The sequence below is a fragment of the Lactococcus sp. genome, from assembly GCF_036648155.1.
GTDB lineage: Bacteria > Bacillota > Bacilli > Lactobacillales > Streptococcaceae > Lactococcus > Lactococcus cremoris.
Genome location: NZ_JAVXIY010000001.1, coordinates 266,272 through 283,954, shown reverse-complemented (window position 1 = coordinate 283,954; position 17,683 = coordinate 266,272). Strand labels below are relative to the sequence as shown.

Here is a 17,683-nt window from a genome sequence, read left to right as displayed (position 1 = left end):
AGAGCTCAAAATTCATCTGAAAGAGCTTAAAGAAAGTTTTCCACAGACTAAAATATTAATGATAAACCAACTCTAACTAAAAAAAGTTACTGACAAATTTGTCAGTAACTTTTTATTTACTTCATTAATTCATAATAGAGCTGACCCATATTTCCTTGAAAATCAAGGACTTCATCAGCAATTTTTACTTCAACAACTTCGATTTCGTCTGCAATTGCATTGTAGTCACTTTGTTGAAGGGCTAAAAAATCGTTGACCCCATCAAATTCTTCAGTAAAGGTCATACCATTCTGAAGTTTTCCGATTAATTTCATCATTAAAATTCTCCTTATTACATATCTTCAAAAACAAGGCTAGGTTTAGCATTTAAGTCTAATCCTGCTTGAACATTTTCAAGACCTTTTTTCCATTCAATGTAGGCTGCTGCTGCAATCATACCGGCATTATCCCCACAAAGGCGCAAAGGAGGAATGATTAATTTTTCGTCAGTAATTTCTGCTGACAGACGCTCACGTAGGCCTTGGTTTGCTGATACTCCACCGCCAATAATTAAAGTTTTGACAGGGTATTTTTCCATAGCCAATTTAGTTTTAGCCATCAGTACATCAACAACCGCTGCTTGAAAAGAAGCTGCCAGATTTTCTAAGTCATTGGCAATCACATCATTGCCTTTTTGATTTTCATTATGTACAAGATTGATAAAGGCTGATTTCAATCCGGAAAAGCTAAATTCTACTTCATGTGTGTTCATCATAGCTCGTGGGAAATTGTAAGTGTCCTGACCTTTATGGGCCAGTTCATCAATGACTTTTCCACTAGGATAAGTTAATCCCATCACCCGACCGACTTTATCATAAGCTTCACCGGCCGCATCATCCCGTGTTTCGCCAACTTTTTTATAGCTTCCTTCTTTTTCAACGTAAACCAATTCAGAGTGTCCACCTGAAACCAAAAGAGCCATGGCCGGATATTCGATGGTATCGACTAAACTCGCCGCCATCAAATGCCCTGCCATATGATTGACAGGAATCAAAGGCAGATGGTTGGCCCAAGCAAAAGTTTTTGCGGCCATGATTCCAACTAATAAAGCACCGTTTAGTCCTGGACCTTCTGTCACCGCAACGGCTGTCAGTTGGTCAGCTGAAATTTCCGCTTCTTCAAGCGCTGCTTCAATACAAACGGTAATTTGTTCTACATGATGACGGCTGGCAATTTCGGGCACAACCCCACCAAAACGTTTATGACTATTGATTTGACTGGCAATGATATTACATAATAATTCACTTCCATTTTTTAAAATCGCCACTGAAGTTTCATCACATGAAGTTTCAAAGGCTAATATATAATTATCTTTCATTTTTAAAATTGCTCTTTTCTCATTAACAAAGCATCTTCAAGAGGTTTGTCATAGTAATTTTTTCTTGTATGATAAATTTCAAAACCGAATTTTTCATAACATTTTTGAGCAGCAAAATTTGACTGACGAACTTCAAGAAATAAAGTTCCTGTAAATCCTGATAATTCTGTCAGTAAAAGTTTTGCTAAACCTTGTCCTTGAAAATCAGGATGAATGGCGATATTGGTCACTTCTAATTCATCCATCATTGTTGAAATGGCTAGCAGACCAATTAATTGCTCATCTTCTTCTAGTAAAAAGTATTCCGAATTTTCGTTTACTAAATCACTCGATATATAAACTTGTGACCAAGGCGACTGTCCATAAGCCACTGATAAAAGTTCATAAATATTGACTGATAACTTTTCCACAGGTGGAAAAGTATTTTTGTCTTTCGACTTATTTTCAGAGTAAGACAGACGTTTTAAATTCATTTTTTTAATTCTTTGACCATCCAAATTGCATCGGCACCATCCTCATAATATTGAGGAAGAAGCTTGTCAGTAACAAAACCTTGGCGGCGATAGAGCCCTTGAGCCTTTGTATTATCACGGCGAACTTCTAAGGTCATCACATTTTTTCCAAGTGCTGCCATTAGAGAAATTAACTGCTCAATCAATGTTGAGGCAATCTGTTGCCCTTGGAAAGCTTTAAAGACAGCCAAATTAGTGACATGTGCGTCTTGACCATGATGATTAATTCGTGTGCCAATAAAACCAACAACACTACCAGAAATTTCAGCCACAATGAAAAAAGCTTCATCATTTTTGACAATTTCATGTTCAAAATGCGAGAAAGTCCATGGAATATCTCCATTATAAACATCTCGCTCAATCGCAAGTAGAGCCACAATATCCACCCTATCTGCCAACCGATAATGAACACCTTCTCGATCGTGTTCAAGGTCAATATCGGCCATTTCTAAATAACGACGAGGATTAAATTTTTTTCCACTAAACCCTTTGAACGTAGTCGTCAGGAGTGTTTTCAGCTTTTTCATGACTTTCCAACCATTTCTCTTCAGCCTCAACTTTTTTGAGGTATTTTGGCACAAAAGCGTGCACATTTTCAGGAACTAAATTTTCGGCAATTTTTCCAATTTCATAAGCTGACGGAAGTTTTCCCAAGCTGTCAGCGATGATTTGTTCTTTTGAAAATCCAGCATTTTGAATTGCATCAACAAAATTTTCAGATTCTCCAGTAAAAATTACTTTGCTAAAATCTGAAACTTTTTCTGATAAATCAGCTAAAAATTCGCTAAAATTACAATGTTGGTCGGCAATAATTTGCTGACCATTTTTATAAAGGGCGGCATAAGCATTTCCGCGTCTAGCATCAATCATTGGCACAACATAGGCTTCATCATCTTGAACACGATTGGCAATCGCAAGTAAACTTGATAGGCCAACAAGTTCTTTATTCAAACTAAAGGCCAGCGTTTTTCCTACAGTTGCAGCAAGCCTCAATCCCGTGTAAGAGCCTGGACCTTGAGCTACTGCAATTCGATCAAGGTCTTTTGCTTCCATGCCAACCTGAGCCATCAAAAAATCAATCGTCGTCATCAATGTCGTACTATGATTTTTTTTCAAATTTAGTGTCACTTCACCAAGCAATAATCCGTCAGTAAGCAATGCGACTGACAAAGCCTTTGATGAGCTATCAAATGCTAATATATTCATTTTTTACCTATAATATTTCTGAAAGTTGTTGATTTATAAGTCACTGATAGGACTGACTGGCAGTTTCAAAGCGAATCTTGTTGATTAATTTCCTGTCAAATCATCCTTTTTAAATAATTTTTTACTTTATCTCGATTATCAGTATCTACTTCCTTATATTTTACCACGCTTGCCTTGCAAGTTCCACCATTATTTTTTAGGAAGCGTTTCATTTGTGAAATTAATGAGCGCAACTTTCCATTTCCTTGCAAATATGCTAAAATGATAATAATTGCAAAGAACAGCAAACACGAACTATTAAGAAAGGAACGAGCTTTTGCTCGTCGTAAATTATAGAATGATTTTTAAAGTTTTCTACCAAAAAGATAACACTCGCTCACCTCGCCGTGAGACAACTGATGCCCTTTATCTCGACCTTGATGTCGCAACTAAAGAAGAAGGGGTTATCCTTGCCCACGAACTTCTTGCTAAAAATACTGCTTACCATGTTGAGTTTATTGACTCACTTTCAGATGAATCTGTTGAATATGAAAAAGAAACTGGCGTATTTGAAATCACAAGCTTCTAAGACCAACAGGAGTACAAAGGAGAACACTTTAGATTATTGTCAAAAATGACAGCAATCTAAAGTGATTTTCTTGTACCTTTAAATTTAAAAAGGCAGTCTGTATTCAGTCCTGTCAACAAATTTTTAACTCTTGATACTTAACTGACCCATTGTCAGTAAAAATAACTAATAAAATCCAAAGAATAGGAGAAACATGCCAAAACAACTTAAAATAAAAGCTGATGAAGTCGCAGTTTACGCCATTGGCGGACTGGGCGAAATCGGCAAAAACACTTACGGCGTTGAATATAAAGATGAAATCATCATCATCGACGCCGGAATTAAATTCCCAGAAGACGATTTATTAGGTGTTGACTACGTCATCCCTGATTACACTTATATTGTTGAAAATATCGACCGGATTAAAGGGCTCTTCATTACTCACGGACACGAAGACCATATCGGAGGAATTCCTTTCCTTTTGAAACAAGCCAATATCCCTATTTATGCTGGGCCATTGTCACTTGCACTCATCCGTGGAAAACTCGAAGAACACGGGCTTTTACGTGATGCTAAACTCTACGAAATCCACGCCGATTCAGTCATTAAATTTAATCACTTGAGTCTTGATTTCTTCCGTACCACTCACTCAATTCCAGAGCCTTTAGGAATTGTTGTGAATACCCCTCAAGGTAAAATTGTAGCGACCGGTGACTTCAAGTTTGACTTCACACCAGTGGGTGAACCTGCTGATCTACACCGGATGGCTGAACTTGGTAGCGAAGGTGTCTTACTCCTTCTTTCTGATTCAACCAATGCTGAAATTCCAACTTTTTCACATTCTGAAAAAGTCGTTGGTGCAAGCATCATGAAAATTTTTGAACGTATTGAAGGTCGGATTATTTTCGCTTCTTTTGCCTCAAATATTTTCCGTCTGCAACAAGCCGTTGATGGAGCAGTTAAGACTGGGCGTAAAATCGTTGTCTTTGGTCGTTCAATGGAAAAAGCCATTGTTAACGGTTTAGAACTTGGTTATATCAAAGCACCTAAGGGCACATTTATCGAACCAAATGAAGTCAATCAATATGCTTCACATGAACTTTTGATTATGTGTACAGGTTCGCAAGGCGAGCCAATGGCTGCACTGTCAAGAATTGCCAACGGAATGCACCGTCATATTACCCTACAAATGGGCGATACCGTTGTCTTCTCATCAAATGCGATTCCTGGAAATACGCATGGTGTTAATCAACTGATTAACAAAATCGCTGAAGCTGGTGTTGAAGTCATCTACGGTAGGATGAACAACATTCACACTTCAGGTCACGGTGGACAACAAGAACAAAAACTCATGTTGCGTCTCATCAAACCAAAATACTTTATGCCTGTCCACGGTGAGTATCGTATGCTTAAAATCCATGCTGGACTTGCCCAAGATACTGGTGTCCCTAAAGAAAATTGTTTCATTCAAGAAAACGGTGACGTTCTTGCACTGACTGCTGAAAGCGCCAGATATGCTGACCATTTCCCAGCTGCCGATACTTATGTTGACGGTTCAGGAATTGGAGATGTCGGAAATGCCGTTCTCCATGACCGTCATGAGCTTTCAGAAGACGGAATCGTTCTTGCAGTGGCAACCGTTGACTTTGAAAAGAAAACCGTTCTTGCTGGACCTGATATGCTCTCACGTGGATTCATTTACATGCGTGAGTCTGGTGATTTGATTCGTAGTGGTCAACGTGTCCTTTTCAATGCTATACGTGAAGCCATGCATGAAGAAAATGCTAATGAAGCGTCTGTAGCACGTGCGATGCGTGAAGCACTCTCACCATTCCTTTATAAACAAACTGAGCGCTCACCACTTGTCGTTCCAATGATTATGACACCTGATGAATAGTTCCCATTAATAAAAAAATACAGTCTCCCCAAAGATTTCTGTATTTTTTCTTTATTCATAGCAACAGTTTAGAAACAAAAATTGTAAATAATAAAAAGAAGCAAACAATCAATTCTGCTTCTTTTTTATTTTTATCTATCTAGACTTAACACTAGCTTCATTATTTGGTAATTCAACTGTTTCTAAATCTACTTCTGTTCCCCAATCTTTTTCAACAACTCTTCCAACTTTTGCAGTTACATTAACAGGAATCATATCATCACTAAGACCGTCAATTGTTCTTTGATTTATCGTACTATTAGCTTTATCCGCATCGGACAGAATCCATAATAAACTCTTAGAAACATCTTCTGGATATAAAAACGAGAACGAAAAATCAGCATCTTTCAATCCACCACCGTTCATATCAGTTCTATCTATCGTTAAAGAAATATTTTTTGCAGATGTACCAGCAGCTTGATCTAACATGTAAATATAACCATCAAATTTTATAATCTTACCGCCATACTCAGAAACAAATTCTTGGGCTGTCATTTTTTGGGCTTGCTCAAATGTTAAATTAATTGGATTTTCTATTGTTCCAGTGACTTCTACAGTGCTTTCAGTTTGTGATGAACTTTGCATCGGCGAGCTACTACTACTACTAAAATTACTAGTTGATGAATTGGTTATTTGTTTTTGTCCACAAGCACTGAATACAAATAATCCGATAACAGTCAGTGTAGCAATTAAAAATGGGCTTTTATTTTTCATTTTTCCTCCTAAACTCCTACATAATTATAACAAATGATAATATTATATTCTAGTTAGAAAAAGGCTCCTTACCTAAAAAATAAAAATTATATCGCATTTTTCCTCCTTTTTTGCTCCTATCGTTCCACTCGTACACACGTATAAAAAAGAGGACATTTAAGTCCTCTAAAAAATTTAACTATCGCTCACAGATACTTTGACTAGTCCACTAAATTTATCTGCAACGCTCCTCATTGCTGTTGGATGTAGATGCTCATATCAGAATGCTCTAAATGATTTTTTAACTCTAGGTCGTTCATTCCTAGATGTAGCATTAAGGAAGCATGAGAGTGTCTCAAATCATGAACTCTAATTGCCTTAATATTAACCTTTTCAGCATGCCTAATTAACATTTTGTTGACTCAATGTTTAACAATAGGTAATCCATTATCTGAAAATATAAAATTGATTTTTCTAATTTGTTTCTTTGTTTCTTTTCATTATTTTAAGTAATTTAATCTATCATCATCAAAAAATAATTTTCTAACACTACTTTGTGTTTCGCTTTAGTAAATTTCTAGTTTTTCGATTTCTATAATAAATCGACCTGTGAATATAAATCCATTTTTCGTCAGAGTCAATATTTTCCAAGCCAGAGCTTGCAGTTCTCCAATATGTATGCCTATAAAGAGTAAGAACCAATAAACTGTAAGCATCAATTTTTCACTCACTCTTTTGATGTTGAAAGTTTGAATAAAAATCGTAAACTCTTCAACAATATATAATGATTCAGTCTTTTTTTATTGTACTAAAGCAACATTTTAGAAATAAAAATATCTAAGTTTAGCTCATTCTGACAAATAGAATATGCTCAAGTAAAAAATTTTCGAAATATATTCTAAGATAAAAGTAATTATAGATAAACTTTACTTTACAGAATGTTAATGATATTATTATAAAGTAATAAAATTGGAGAATAAATCTTATGAAAAAAACTATCCTTTGGTCTGCTACATTTTTGAGTTTATTTGCACTAGCTGCTTGTTCAAATTCTAAAAGTTCTGAGAACCAAACCAAAAAAGAAGCTACTTCTAGTTCTAAAACTAATAATGGCAAAAGCGAAGCTACTAATTCTACAAGTACTTCTGCTTCAAATAGTCAAGCAAATAGCAAAAGTTCTTCCCCATTATCTGGATACAGCGCTGAACAGGTTGAGTATGCACGCGTAACCGAAGCACTTCTTAATTATTATAAATATGATTATCAACCTGTTTCTATCAATGTCACTAAAAACGGAGCTAATCATCATGTTTTTCCTTTCTCTGGTTCTGTGGTCGTGCCTCAAGACACAGTAACATTATCTTTTAGTTCTGATAACACAATGGCTGGAACCACTATTGTTACATATAGTTCTAATCATAATGGATCAATCAATTTTTATAAAGACCCAAATCATTACCAAGATGAAAGATATCTTAAAGATTCCGCTTGGGTAAAAGAAGAATCTAAAAAATTATTGGATAACAGCCAAACGCTTACCATCCCTACTTCATCTGATGACCAAGCTGCCCACATCATTTCTAAGATAGAAATTAAATAAAAATAATTAATTTATTTGAATAGCTGAAGTAACTCTAAAACTAAACTTTATCTGGTCATCTATTATTAAAAAATCTCTGAATTATACAGAGATTTTTTTGTATTCTTTGATAAAGCTTTGATGAAGTTGTTCTTTTTCTTCATTGCTTATAAAAGCTCCATCAATCGCATAATGATTAATTTTTTCAAAATCAGCTAGAGAAAAATCTGGATACCAAGCTGATATTTTTTCATATTCTTTATTTAGACTTGTGGCAGAAACCGTCCGATTATCCGTGTTCAAAGTCACATGAAGCCCTTTATCATACAGTTCCTTAAAAGGATATTGTGCAAGCTCCGTCACAGCTTTTGTTTGAAAATTACTCGTAGGCGCCATCTCTAAAACAATTTGTTTTTCAATCATCATTTCTTGTTCGGCTTTGGATAGATTTTTGGTCATAATCCCATGACCAATCCGACTTGCCCCCATGGCGATTGAATCTAAAATATTTTGCTCACATGCTGGACATTCTCCAGCATGAAGCGTCACATTTACACCATTAATTTTTAAATCATGAATCAAATCAACAAATTTTTCTTGTGGATAATTCAATTCATCTCCTGCCATATCAAATCCGACAAGGTGTTCATCTGGGATTTTATCAAAAAGAGGCAGAAGTTTTTGTAACTTTTGAATTGGTTCTTGTTTTAATCCACAAATGAGTGCATTTGCTCTTATATCAAAATCATTTTCGGCACGAGAAAGACCAGCTATAACAGCTTCCACCGCTTCTTCTAGACTTAGATTTTCTGATAAATGTTGACTTGGAGCAAAGCGAATCTCAATATATTTGATATGATCATCAGCTGCCTGTTTAACAACATCATAGGCTGCCAATTCAAGATTTGTATAGCTTTGTAAAAGAGGCAGAACAAAATCAAAACGTTTTAGATATTCCAGTAAATTTTTGGTATTTTCTGGGGCTTGTGCCTTTTCCAAAATCTCCTCATCGGTCATCGTTATATTCACACCGGCATTTTTAGCGAGTTCTTTGATACAAAACAAGCTTAGCGAGCCATCTAAATGGCAGTGAAGTTCAACTTTTGGCATTTGAGTAATAATTTCTGATTTAAGCACGAGTATCTCCCTTTTCTTTTTCGTCCAATTTTTAGAGCATGATATAAAAGATTTCGAGCCCAAAAGCTCGAATATTTCTTTCAAAAATGTATTTTTACTATTCTACGCTTTTTTGTCAAAAAAATCAATCCTCATCTCTATTCTTTTCAATACAAGTTGTGGATAAGATTTCTTTGGCTCAATTAACCCTTTTTCTTGGATTTATCCCCAATTTCACGGTACTTATTCACAGTATTTGGGGAAAAAGTGAAGAAAATGTGGATAAATCTCTTAATAATTAATAAAAAACAAGCCAAATTGTTAAATTCTGCTTGTTTTTATTTTCAACTGACCACGACATTTTCCACAACGATACTTTTTTGTATCAATTTTTCTTTGTCTGGGATAGTTTTGTCCGCAATTTTGACAGACATAATCATATTTTACTTTTCTTTCCTCTACTGCTGGTGCATAACGAAGGCCACCAACTTGCGCAAGTAATCTTTTAAAGTCAGCATCTTGATGCTTATATCCCCTTTTTGTGCGATAGAGGTGGTAATGAGTTAATTCATGTAGAACTACTCCTTCAAAATCCTCTAGTTCGGCCATTTTAGGGTTAAAATCAAGATGTAAGTCTTTTGGAAAAAAGCGACCACCAGTAGTTCGTAAACGCTGATTCCACTTTGCTTCATGTTCAAATGGACGTTTAAAATAGTTTAGAGAAATTTCTCTTACCTTTTTCGTCAATTCTTGATTTGTAAGCACATTTTCTCCTTGGCAAAACAATCTAAGAAGGTTGTCAGTATTTTTTCATTTCTTATCAATTCTCTCTATCAGTAAATTTGGATTAGCGTTTCATCTAACGGACCTGAAATCAGAAAAATTTCGCTGACAGAATTAATCTTTTTCGCGAGGATTCACTAGGGTCAAATTAATTTTTCCTCTTTGTAAATCAAGAGATTTGACCCAAACCGTTACAATTTGTCCAACAGCGACCACATCACTTGGATTCTTGACAAATGATTTGCTCAAATCAGAAATGTGTGCCAAGCCGTCATTTTTAATTCCGATATCAATAAAGGCACCAAAATCAACAACATTACGGACCACGCCTTCAAGTTGCTGACCAATTTGTAAATCTCCAGCCGACAAGACATCTTGACGAAGAATCGGTGCATCAAAGCTATCACGTAAATCACGCCCAGGTTTTTGCAAATCATTAATAATATCGGTCAATGTTTCCTGACCAAGACCAAGTTTTTCAGCCATTTCAGGAATATTTACTGACGAAAGTTTGGTCAGTAATTCTTCATTACTGACAGGTTTATCAGCAGCAATTTCCGCTAAAAGTTGCTCAGTCACTTTATAAGATTCTGGGTGAACGCCTGTATTATCAAGAAAATTTTTTCCTTCTGGAATTCTTAGGAAACCTGCCGCTTGTTCAAATGCCTTAGCTCCCAAACGCGGGACTTTTTTAAGTTCGTTTCTTGTCTTAAGCGCCCCATTTTCTTCACGATAGCTTACCACATTTTGTGCTAAACTTTTATTAAGGCCCGCAACGTGTGAAAGCAGGCTAGGACTAGCTGTATTGACATTTACACCGACCTGATTAACGACTGTTTCAACAACAAAATCTAGGTTTTCTGTCAATTTTTTCTCAGAAACATCATGTTGATATTGACCCACACCGATGGCTTTTGGTTCAATTTTTACAAGTTCAGCTAAGGGATCTTGCAAACGACGTGCAATTGAAATCGCTGACCGCTTTTCAACAGTCAATTCTGGGAATTCTTCACGTGCCAACTCGCTCGCTGAATAAACAGAGGCTCCAGATTCACTGACAATCACATAATAAACATCAGAAAAATTATTTTCCTTGAGCACTTCAGCAACAAAACTTTCAGATTCGCGACTGGCAGTTCCATTGCCAATGGCAATCATATTGACGCCATATTCACGAATAAATTTCGCTAAATCTTTTTTCGCTTGAGCAATTTGTCCTGCATTTGCTGGTTTGACAGGATAAATGACAGTTGTCATCAATAATTTACCTGTTTCATCAACAATAGCAAGCTTTGCTCCAGTACGGTAAGCAGGGTCAAATCCCATGACTATACGGCCTTTAAGCGGAGCCACCAATAATAAATTTTTCAAATTTTCGCCAAAAACTTCTATAGCAGATGCTTCAGCTTTTTCTGTCAGTTCGGTCCGAATACTTCGTTCCATCGCAGGAATCAATTTTTTCTTGACGGCATCTTTAATGGCCACTTGCATCATTAAATTATTTTGAGCAGCGAAACGGGCAGCAAAATAGCGTAAAATTTTATCTTCATTATTTTCAAATTTTACTGACAGAATTCCCAATTTTTCACCACGGTTTAAAGCTAAGACCCGATAATTTGGCAATTCTGAAACTTTTTCTGAAAATTCATAATACATTTGGAAAACTTGTTTTTCATCAACAGCATCTTTTTTCAAACTACTTGTCAGTAAACTATTGTTTTTAATTTCACCGGTCAACCAAGAGCGCAAACGAGCATCTTCAGAAATGGCTTCTGATAGGATATCAACCGCCCCCTCTAATGCTTTTTGAGCAGTCGTAAAATTCTCATTTACAAATTTTTCTGCTTCCTCTTCAAGATTAGCAGCGTTTTTAACAATTAATTGTGCCAATGGGAAAAGACCATTTTCCTTAGCAATCGTTGCTTTGGTCCGTCGTTTTTCTTTATAAGGCAAATACAAATCTTCGACTTCTGTCAGTTTTTCAGCAGCCAAAATTTGTGTTTTAAGCGAATCAGTTAACTTGCCAAGCTCCTCAATTTTTGACAAAACAGCCGTTTTACGTTCTGAAAGTTTGGTCAGTAAATTATCTTCATCAATAATTTTTTTGATTTCAACTTCGTCAAGTGAACCTGTTGCTTCCTTACGATAACGAGCAATAAACGGAACTGTGTTCCCCTCTGCCGTCAATTCTAATACTTTTTCAACTTGTGAATTTTTGATATTCAATAATTCAGCAATTTTTTTAACATTTTCCACTTAGAAATAATCCTTAACTAGTTTTTTTGTCAGCAATTCTTAATCACAACGCTTATCTCTATTTTACCAAAAAAATGATGAAAAAATCGCTCCCAAATAGGAGCGATTTCAAAATGCTTATAAGAAATTACATCATTTTGTTGTAGAATTCGACGATAAGAGCATCGTTGATTTCTGGGTTGATTTCATCACGTTCAGGAAGACGAACAAGAGTTCCTTCAAGTTTGTCAGCATCAAATGATACGAAGTTAGCGCGACCTTTAGTAGCTTCAACAGCTTCAAGAATTGCAGGAACTTTCATAGATTTTTCGCGAACTGAAATCACTTGACCAGGTTGTACGCGGAATGATGGGATATCAACGCGTTTTCCATCAACAAGGATGTGACCGTGGTTTACGAATTGACGTGCTTGACGACGAGTAGTCGCAAGACCAAGACGGTAAACAACGTTATCAAGACGTTGTTCAAGCAAAGTCATAAAGTTGTAACCAACAGTTCCTTCTTTAACTTTAGTTGCAGCAACGTACAAGTTACGGAATTGACGTTCAGAAAGACCGTAAGTAAAACGGAGTTTTTGTTTTTCAGCCAATTGAAGACCGTATTCAGAAAGTTTTGAACGGTTGTTTGGACCGTGTTGTCCAGGTACGTAGTTACGACGTGCGATTTCTTTACCAGAACCAGTAAGTGAGATTCCGTAACGGCGTGATTGTTTCCATGATGGACCAGTATAACGTGACATAAATTATGTCCTCCAAATATTTTATTTGAAGAATATTGACAGCCTCGAATTCGTTCATTTTGCCTTCGCTTATAGCTTCAGTTACTTGACACAAGGAACATAATGACTTATCTTCCTTGACATAACAGCAAAATGTTGACGAGCTTTCTAGCTGACTGCTATATTCAACTTTTCTATTATACCAAAAATCCTTATTTTGTCAAGAAAAGCTCAATTAGAAAGCTTCACAAGAAGCGCATTTTCTCCTTTATCCCAAAACATTGATTTTTCGCTCGGATAATTTGGCAAATGTTCATATTTCAAACTAAGATTTGCTCTCAATTTTGGGGCAGGAATTTTGAAATGATAGCCTTTAATTTCCATAAAATCATAAGGTCTTAAAGACATCAAAGGTGGGTCAAATTGGAAAAATGATACCCTCGTAGCACCTGTAATAAAAATATCTTGAAATTTATTAAGCATTCCCTGATTTCCTGTTTTTAAATTTCCAATAAAGACAAGATTAGTTCCATTTTCCAATATATTATGCTCTCGAGCATATTTCATAACGTTTTCCGTCAAAATCTGGTCATTTTCATAAGATAAGTTCGCCTTATGAGAAAGGCTAAAAGTAAAAAACATAGAAAATATAATAATCAGCAAAAAAAGATATTTCAGACCATTTCCTTTTCTAATTCCTAAGTATAATATTCCAGAAAAGACCGTCGAAAATGTTCCAAAATAAACACGAGGAGCAGGCCGTAAATTACCAAAAACCATGTTAAATGTCATTATTGACCCAATCAACAGTATCAATAATAAGACATCGATTTCTTTTTTTGCTCTAAATCTTCTTATAGTAATTATCAATAAAAACAGATAAGCTAAGGCAAATAGTGCAATAAATAAAGCGCCTATCTTTTGCAAATTTCCCAGTTCAGGTAATTTATTCCACATCATATAAGTTTCATTTCCATAAGAAGAATAGTGAATCATCAATGAAGCTAGAAAATAACTTAGGAAATATATAAGACTTGCAACAAGCCAACTAGGCACCATGACTTGCAAAATTTGCTGACGTTTATCTCTAAAAACGTAAAAACAAAATAAAATCATTGAAAAAATAAAGAAGACAAAAACTTGATAAATCAAAAATGAAAAAGCAAATAATAAGCCAGAACCAATAATTTTAACTGAAGTTCTAAGTCTTGATAAGCTCAAATTTATTCCCAAAAGTACACAAAATACCCCTATTACAATCTGAATTGCTTGCATTTTAAAATAAAGTTGGGCATAAACCACTGGATTACAGATAAAAACAATCGCAAATAAACTAGCCGCAAAATCAGATGACTCTTTATCATACTTCTTTAAAGTGAAATAAAGATAAATCCCAGCACCAACAAGAAGTGGGATAACAATAAACGGAACAATTTGATTATTATAACGATGAATCAAAAGTTCAAAAATCCAGACCATTCCAAAACGTCCTTGCGACAAATAGCCACTTAACATCTGTCCTTGACTTTTTATCATCGTACTCGTATCAATACCAAATGTATTCTTAAAATAAGGAAAATGCGTCAATGTAATCGCACAAGTGATTATTAAAAGTGGAAAAATTTTTCTCTTAAATAAGTTTTTATTTTCTTCCATCATCGCTCCTTAGTATTGGTCTTGACAGAATGTCAAGACCTGATATACATAGTATATCAGCGATTTTTGGAATCAAAAAAACCCATCTTCAATAGATGAGTCAAGAATTTGGAAAGATAAAATTAATTATTTTTCTTCTTTTTTAGCTTCTGGTTTTGGTGCAGTTCTTACACCTACTGCGTTAAAGTGTTTTTTCCCGTTACGTTTACCAAATTTATGTGATTTATATGCCATGATGGCTCCTTTCATTTAATGCTCGCTTTTAGAGATTTTCTCAACTCACATTATCACTTGAATTTTATCATATCTTGATAACACTTTCAAGAATTATGGAAGTTTAGCTAATTTTGGTATCAAAAAAACTCATCCACAAAAGATGAGTTAGGGTTAGTCGGTAATCGGGAAGACAGGATTCGAACCTGCGACACCTTGGTCCCAAACCAAGTACTCTACCAAGCTGAGCTACTTCCCGGACATGAAGTGCTTGACGCTTTAGCGTTTAGCAATTCAGTTCTTCGCGCTTGTCGCGAAGTCCCAAATATTATTTTAGAATTTCTAAATTCTTACCGATACTTCTCACATTTTGTAGGAGAGATCAGCTTTCAAATAAAAAAATGACTTTCGTCATATTTTATTTATGCAAGCGGTAGGATTCGAACCTACAACCGCCTGATTCGTAGTCAGGTACTCTATCCAGTTGAGCCACGCCTGCGTTTCTCTTAAACGACTATATTAGTATACCAAGTTTCCCAAAAGTTGTCAAGAATAAACTCATTACATGCAAAAATTTAAAATAAATTAGGTTTTTGTCAGTAAAAAAAGGAATAGATAAAATACTACTCCTTTATCAATTTATCTGCCAAAATACACTTGTTGTGCTTTTGCGCCCCCATTTCGAATATCCAATAAAGTACTGACAGTCACAAAAGTATATCCTTGTGCTTTCAAATTTTGAATAATTTGTGGTACGGCATCTACTGACCACTGATGAATATCATGCATCAAAATTATCGCACCATCATGAGCATAAGTCGCTACATTTTGAACGACCGGTGCGCTTGTACGATAACGCCAGTCATTAGTATCCACTGACCAATTGACTGCTGTTAAATCAGTTTGGCACAATACAGAATTATTGTAACTTCCGTACGGAGGTCTAAAGAGCGTGACATTTTTCCCTGTAATCTTATTGATTAATTGATTGGCACTTTCAATTTCTTGTTTTTGTTGAGCTGGTGACAAGGTCACCAAATCTTTATGATCCCAAGTATGTGAAGCGACTTCATTTCCTAAGTCAGATTCCTCTTTAATAATATCGGGATACTGCTGAGCCTCTTTACCCAAAGCAAAAAAGGTAGCGGGAACTTTTGCAGCACTCAATGTTTTTAGTAGTTGAGGAGTGGTAGTCGGGTTTGGACCATCATCAAAAGTTAAAGCAATTAATTTTTGATTGGCTAATTTATTTTTTTCATCAGCAATTCGTTCAGCCTCTTTTTGCCGTTCAACAAGAACTTGCTTATCAGCGGCGATTTGTTGAGCAAATTTTTCTTTATCTGTTTTTTCATAAGAAGCATTTAAAAGTTCAAGACCTTGCTCTGCTTCTTTTATCGTATCTTCGGTGATATTTTGATGCTCTTTAGCAACCAGTTGACTCACTTTATCAATATCTGCCAAATAGCCCATTAGTTGAGTAATTGATTGATTTAGACTACTTTTATCTTTCTCATGGAGCTTAACAATTAGTTTTTTTGCTTCATTAATGTCGCTTGTTTTTCTGGAATTATAGGCTTTATCTTTGGCTTCTTTTGCTTCATTTACCTGCTTTTCATAAGCAATATTCTGCTTACGAACTCCTTGATCGTAATAATATGTCCCGATTCCAGCGACAACAATCAGCAGAGCTCCCACAAGCAATGTCAGTTTCCAAAAGGCTTTTTTTGAACTCTTTGATTTCGAACTTCTTTTTTGACTCATTTTTCTTCTTGAACAACTCCTATATATTTCAAAAAAAACCTATTTGTAACGTCATTAATACAAAAATGTTATTTTAACTTCTATCCCTCTATAATAACATATCCCTATTCAATATTAAAGCCGTTAATTTATTTTTTTGTGAAAAAACCAGATATTATTAGTTCCTATTTACTTTAAATTGTAAAAATTGATCAATGGCCTCTACAGCAAAATCAAGTACTTTTTCGTTTGGATTCATTTTTTGAGAATGTAAAGGTGCCTCACTATCAATCCCAAGCCAAAACATGACCCCAGGAATCTTACTCAATAGATAGCCAAAATCTTCACCAGTCATTGCCGGTGCAATATCAATCAGATTTGCTTTTGTTTCATTTCTAAAAAAATCCATGAGTTCTTTTGCCAGTTTAGGATTATTTTCAACAGGAAGATAACCTCCTTGTTTGAGTTTTAAATCAATGGTCATATCAAAAGATTGGGCAACACCTTTGGCAAGTTCGGTCAAACGTTTTTGAGTCAATTCATTGACTTCTTGGGTCAAACTCCGAATGGTCCCATGCAAAAAGGCACGTTCAGCAATAATATTATTGGTTGTTCCGGCCTCCATTTTTCCGAATGTTACCACTGCTGAATCTAAGGGGTCAACATTACGGCTCACAATCGTCTGAACTTGAGTGACAAAATAAGCGGCAGCAACGAGTGCATCATTTGCCGTATGCGGAAAAGCAGCATGTCCTCCTGTCCCAACGAAAGTCAACTCAACTTCACAAGTTCCAGCAAAAAGAGTCTGTTCATTAGTGGCAATCTCTCCTACTTTTAAGTCAGGTCTAACATGTAATCCATAAAATTCATCAGGAAGCCAATTCTTAAAAGCTCCACCATCATACATTAGTTTTCCCCCTGCTTCATTTTCCTCCGCAGGTTGAAAAAGAAAAAGAAGATTATTCTTAGGCTGACTTTCACTCAATTTTTCAAGTAAACCAAGAGCAACAGTCATGTGAATATCATGTCCACAAGCATGCATTCGTCCATTTTTACTAGCAAATGGTAAATTAGTCAATTCTTCAACAGGAAGTCCGTCAATATCTGTGCGCCAGCCAATTGTTTTTTGGCCTTGACTCCCTTTCAAATATACCAAAAGACCAGTTTGCCAAGTTTCAACTTGAATAAAAGATTTATTTTGAATAATTTGATGAATGATCGTCAATAAATATTTTTGAGTTTTATGTTCTTCAAGTCCAATTTCGGGAATTTGATGAAGTTGGCGTCGGATTTCGATTAAATTTATCATATTTGTCCTCATTACTAAGCTAAATTTCAAAAGTTTTTTTATTTATTTTACTCTTTTTTTCC

Annotated in this window: 16 protein-coding genes and 2 tRNA genes; 3 read left to right on the top strand and 15 right to left on the bottom strand. The window is 35.5% G+C overall.

The annotated features are described in order from the left end of the window. Nucleotides 1-116 precede the first annotated feature (116 nt). From RSC39_RS01485 to tsaB, 5 genes are read right to left on the bottom strand one after another with little or no spacing between them, the layout of a single operon-like run. Nucleotides 117-317 (bottom strand): DUF4649 family protein, encoded by a 201-nt coding sequence (locus tag RSC39_RS01485; RefSeq protein WP_011675349.1) that lies wholly within the window; start codon nucleotides 315-317, stop codon nucleotides 117-119. A 14-nt stretch (nucleotides 318-331) separates the two neighbouring features. Further along, on the bottom strand, nucleotides 332-1,357 hold the full coding sequence (gene tsaD, locus RSC39_RS01480; protein ID WP_011675348.1) for a tRNA (adenosine(37)-N6)-threonylcarbamoyltransferase complex transferase subunit TsaD: 1,026 nt from the start codon (nucleotides 1,355-1,357) through the stop codon (nucleotides 332-334). Nucleotides 1,358-1,359: 2 nt separating this feature from the next. Next, a complete protein-coding gene (gene rimI / locus RSC39_RS01475) occupies nucleotides 1,360-1,830 on the bottom strand; it encodes a ribosomal protein S18-alanine N-acetyltransferase (RefSeq protein WP_011675347.1) in 471 nt (156 codons plus the stop codon). Further along, nucleotides 1,827-2,396, bottom strand: coding sequence for a ribosomal protein S18-alanine N-acetyltransferase (gene rimI / locus RSC39_RS01470; RefSeq protein WP_011675346.1), 570 nt, complete (start codon nucleotides 2,394-2,396; stop codon nucleotides 1,827-1,829). The genes rimI (RSC39_RS01475) and rimI (RSC39_RS01470) overlap by 4 nt, the downstream gene beginning before the upstream one ends. After that, on the bottom strand, nucleotides 2,350-3,075 hold the full coding sequence (gene tsaB / locus RSC39_RS01465; RefSeq protein WP_332534565.1) for a tRNA (adenosine(37)-N6)-threonylcarbamoyltransferase complex dimerization subunit type 1 TsaB: 726 nt from the start codon (nucleotides 3,073-3,075) through the stop codon (nucleotides 2,350-2,352). Before tsaB ends, rimI (RSC39_RS01470) begins: the two co-directional genes overlap by 47 nt. A 337-nt stretch (nucleotides 3,076-3,412) precedes the next feature. On the opposite strand from tsaB, the gene RSC39_RS01460 reads away from it, so the two are divergent. Then, on the top strand, nucleotides 3,413-3,643 hold the full coding sequence (locus RSC39_RS01460) for a DNA-dependent RNA polymerase subunit epsilon (protein ID WP_332534563.1): 231 nt from the start codon (nucleotides 3,413-3,415) through the stop codon (nucleotides 3,641-3,643). Between the two features lie 193 nt (nucleotides 3,644-3,836). Continuing rightward, nucleotides 3,837-5,519: a ribonuclease J gene (locus tag RSC39_RS01455; RefSeq protein WP_332534561.1), complete on the top strand. Its 1,683-nt coding sequence runs from the start codon at nucleotides 3,837-3,839 to the stop codon at nucleotides 5,517-5,519. 135 nt (nucleotides 5,520-5,654) lie between these two features. Here the strand turns inward: RSC39_RS01455 and RSC39_RS01450 are convergent, their stop codons facing one another. Continuing rightward, a complete protein-coding gene (locus RSC39_RS01450; RefSeq protein WP_332534559.1) occupies nucleotides 5,655-6,272 on the bottom strand; it encodes a hypothetical protein in 618 nt (205 codons plus the stop codon). A 964-nt stretch (nucleotides 6,273-7,236) separates the two neighbouring features. On the opposite strand from RSC39_RS01450, the gene RSC39_RS01445 reads away from it, so the two are divergent. Next, entirely contained in the window at nucleotides 7,237-7,851 is a 615-nt protein-coding gene (locus RSC39_RS01445; RefSeq protein ID WP_332534557.1) for a hypothetical protein, read from the top strand. 81 nt (nucleotides 7,852-7,932) lie between these two features. Here the strand turns inward: RSC39_RS01445 and add are convergent, their stop codons facing one another. The 9 genes from add to RSC39_RS01400 form a co-directional block, all read right to left on the bottom strand. After that, nucleotides 7,933-8,967, bottom strand: coding sequence for an adenosine deaminase (add, locus tag RSC39_RS01440; protein WP_332534555.1), 1,035 nt, complete (start codon nucleotides 8,965-8,967; stop codon nucleotides 7,933-7,935). 300 nt (nucleotides 8,968-9,267) lie between these two features. After that, entirely contained in the window at nucleotides 9,268-9,711 is a 444-nt protein-coding gene (locus RSC39_RS01435) for a SprT family protein (protein ID WP_011834367.1), read from the bottom strand. A gap of 132 nt (nucleotides 9,712-9,843) precedes the next feature. Next, complete coding sequence (locus RSC39_RS01430; RefSeq protein WP_332534553.1) at nucleotides 9,844-11,985, bottom strand: Tex family protein; 2,142 nt, start codon at nucleotides 11,983-11,985, stop codon at nucleotides 9,844-9,846. A gap of 127 nt (nucleotides 11,986-12,112) precedes the next feature. Next, nucleotides 12,113-12,724 (bottom strand): 30S ribosomal protein S4, encoded by a 612-nt coding sequence (gene rpsD, locus RSC39_RS01425; protein WP_011675319.1) that lies wholly within the window; start codon nucleotides 12,722-12,724, stop codon nucleotides 12,113-12,115. Nucleotides 12,725-12,934: 210 nt separating this feature from the next. Next, on the bottom strand, nucleotides 12,935-14,359 hold the full coding sequence (locus tag RSC39_RS01420; protein ID WP_332534551.1) for a glucosyltransferase domain-containing protein: 1,425 nt from the start codon (nucleotides 14,357-14,359) through the stop codon (nucleotides 12,935-12,937). Nucleotides 14,360-14,757: 398 nt separating this feature from the next. Continuing rightward, a tRNA-Pro gene (locus RSC39_RS01415) sits at nucleotides 14,758-14,831 on the bottom strand. Nucleotides 14,832-14,997: 166 nt separating this feature from the next. Further along, a tRNA-Arg gene (locus RSC39_RS01410) sits at nucleotides 14,998-15,071 on the bottom strand. 140 nt (nucleotides 15,072-15,211) lie between these two features. Continuing rightward, the gene (locus RSC39_RS01405) at nucleotides 15,212-16,333 is read right to left on the bottom strand and encodes a polysaccharide deacetylase family protein (protein WP_332534549.1); all 1,122 of its coding nucleotides are present in this window, start codon (nucleotides 16,331-16,333) and stop codon (nucleotides 15,212-15,214) included. Between the two features lie 157 nt (nucleotides 16,334-16,490). Continuing rightward, the gene (locus tag RSC39_RS01400) at nucleotides 16,491-17,621 is read right to left on the bottom strand and encodes an N-acetyldiaminopimelate deacetylase (protein WP_332534547.1); all 1,131 of its coding nucleotides are present in this window, start codon (nucleotides 17,619-17,621) and stop codon (nucleotides 16,491-16,493) included. Nucleotides 17,622-17,683: the final 62 nt, after the last annotated feature.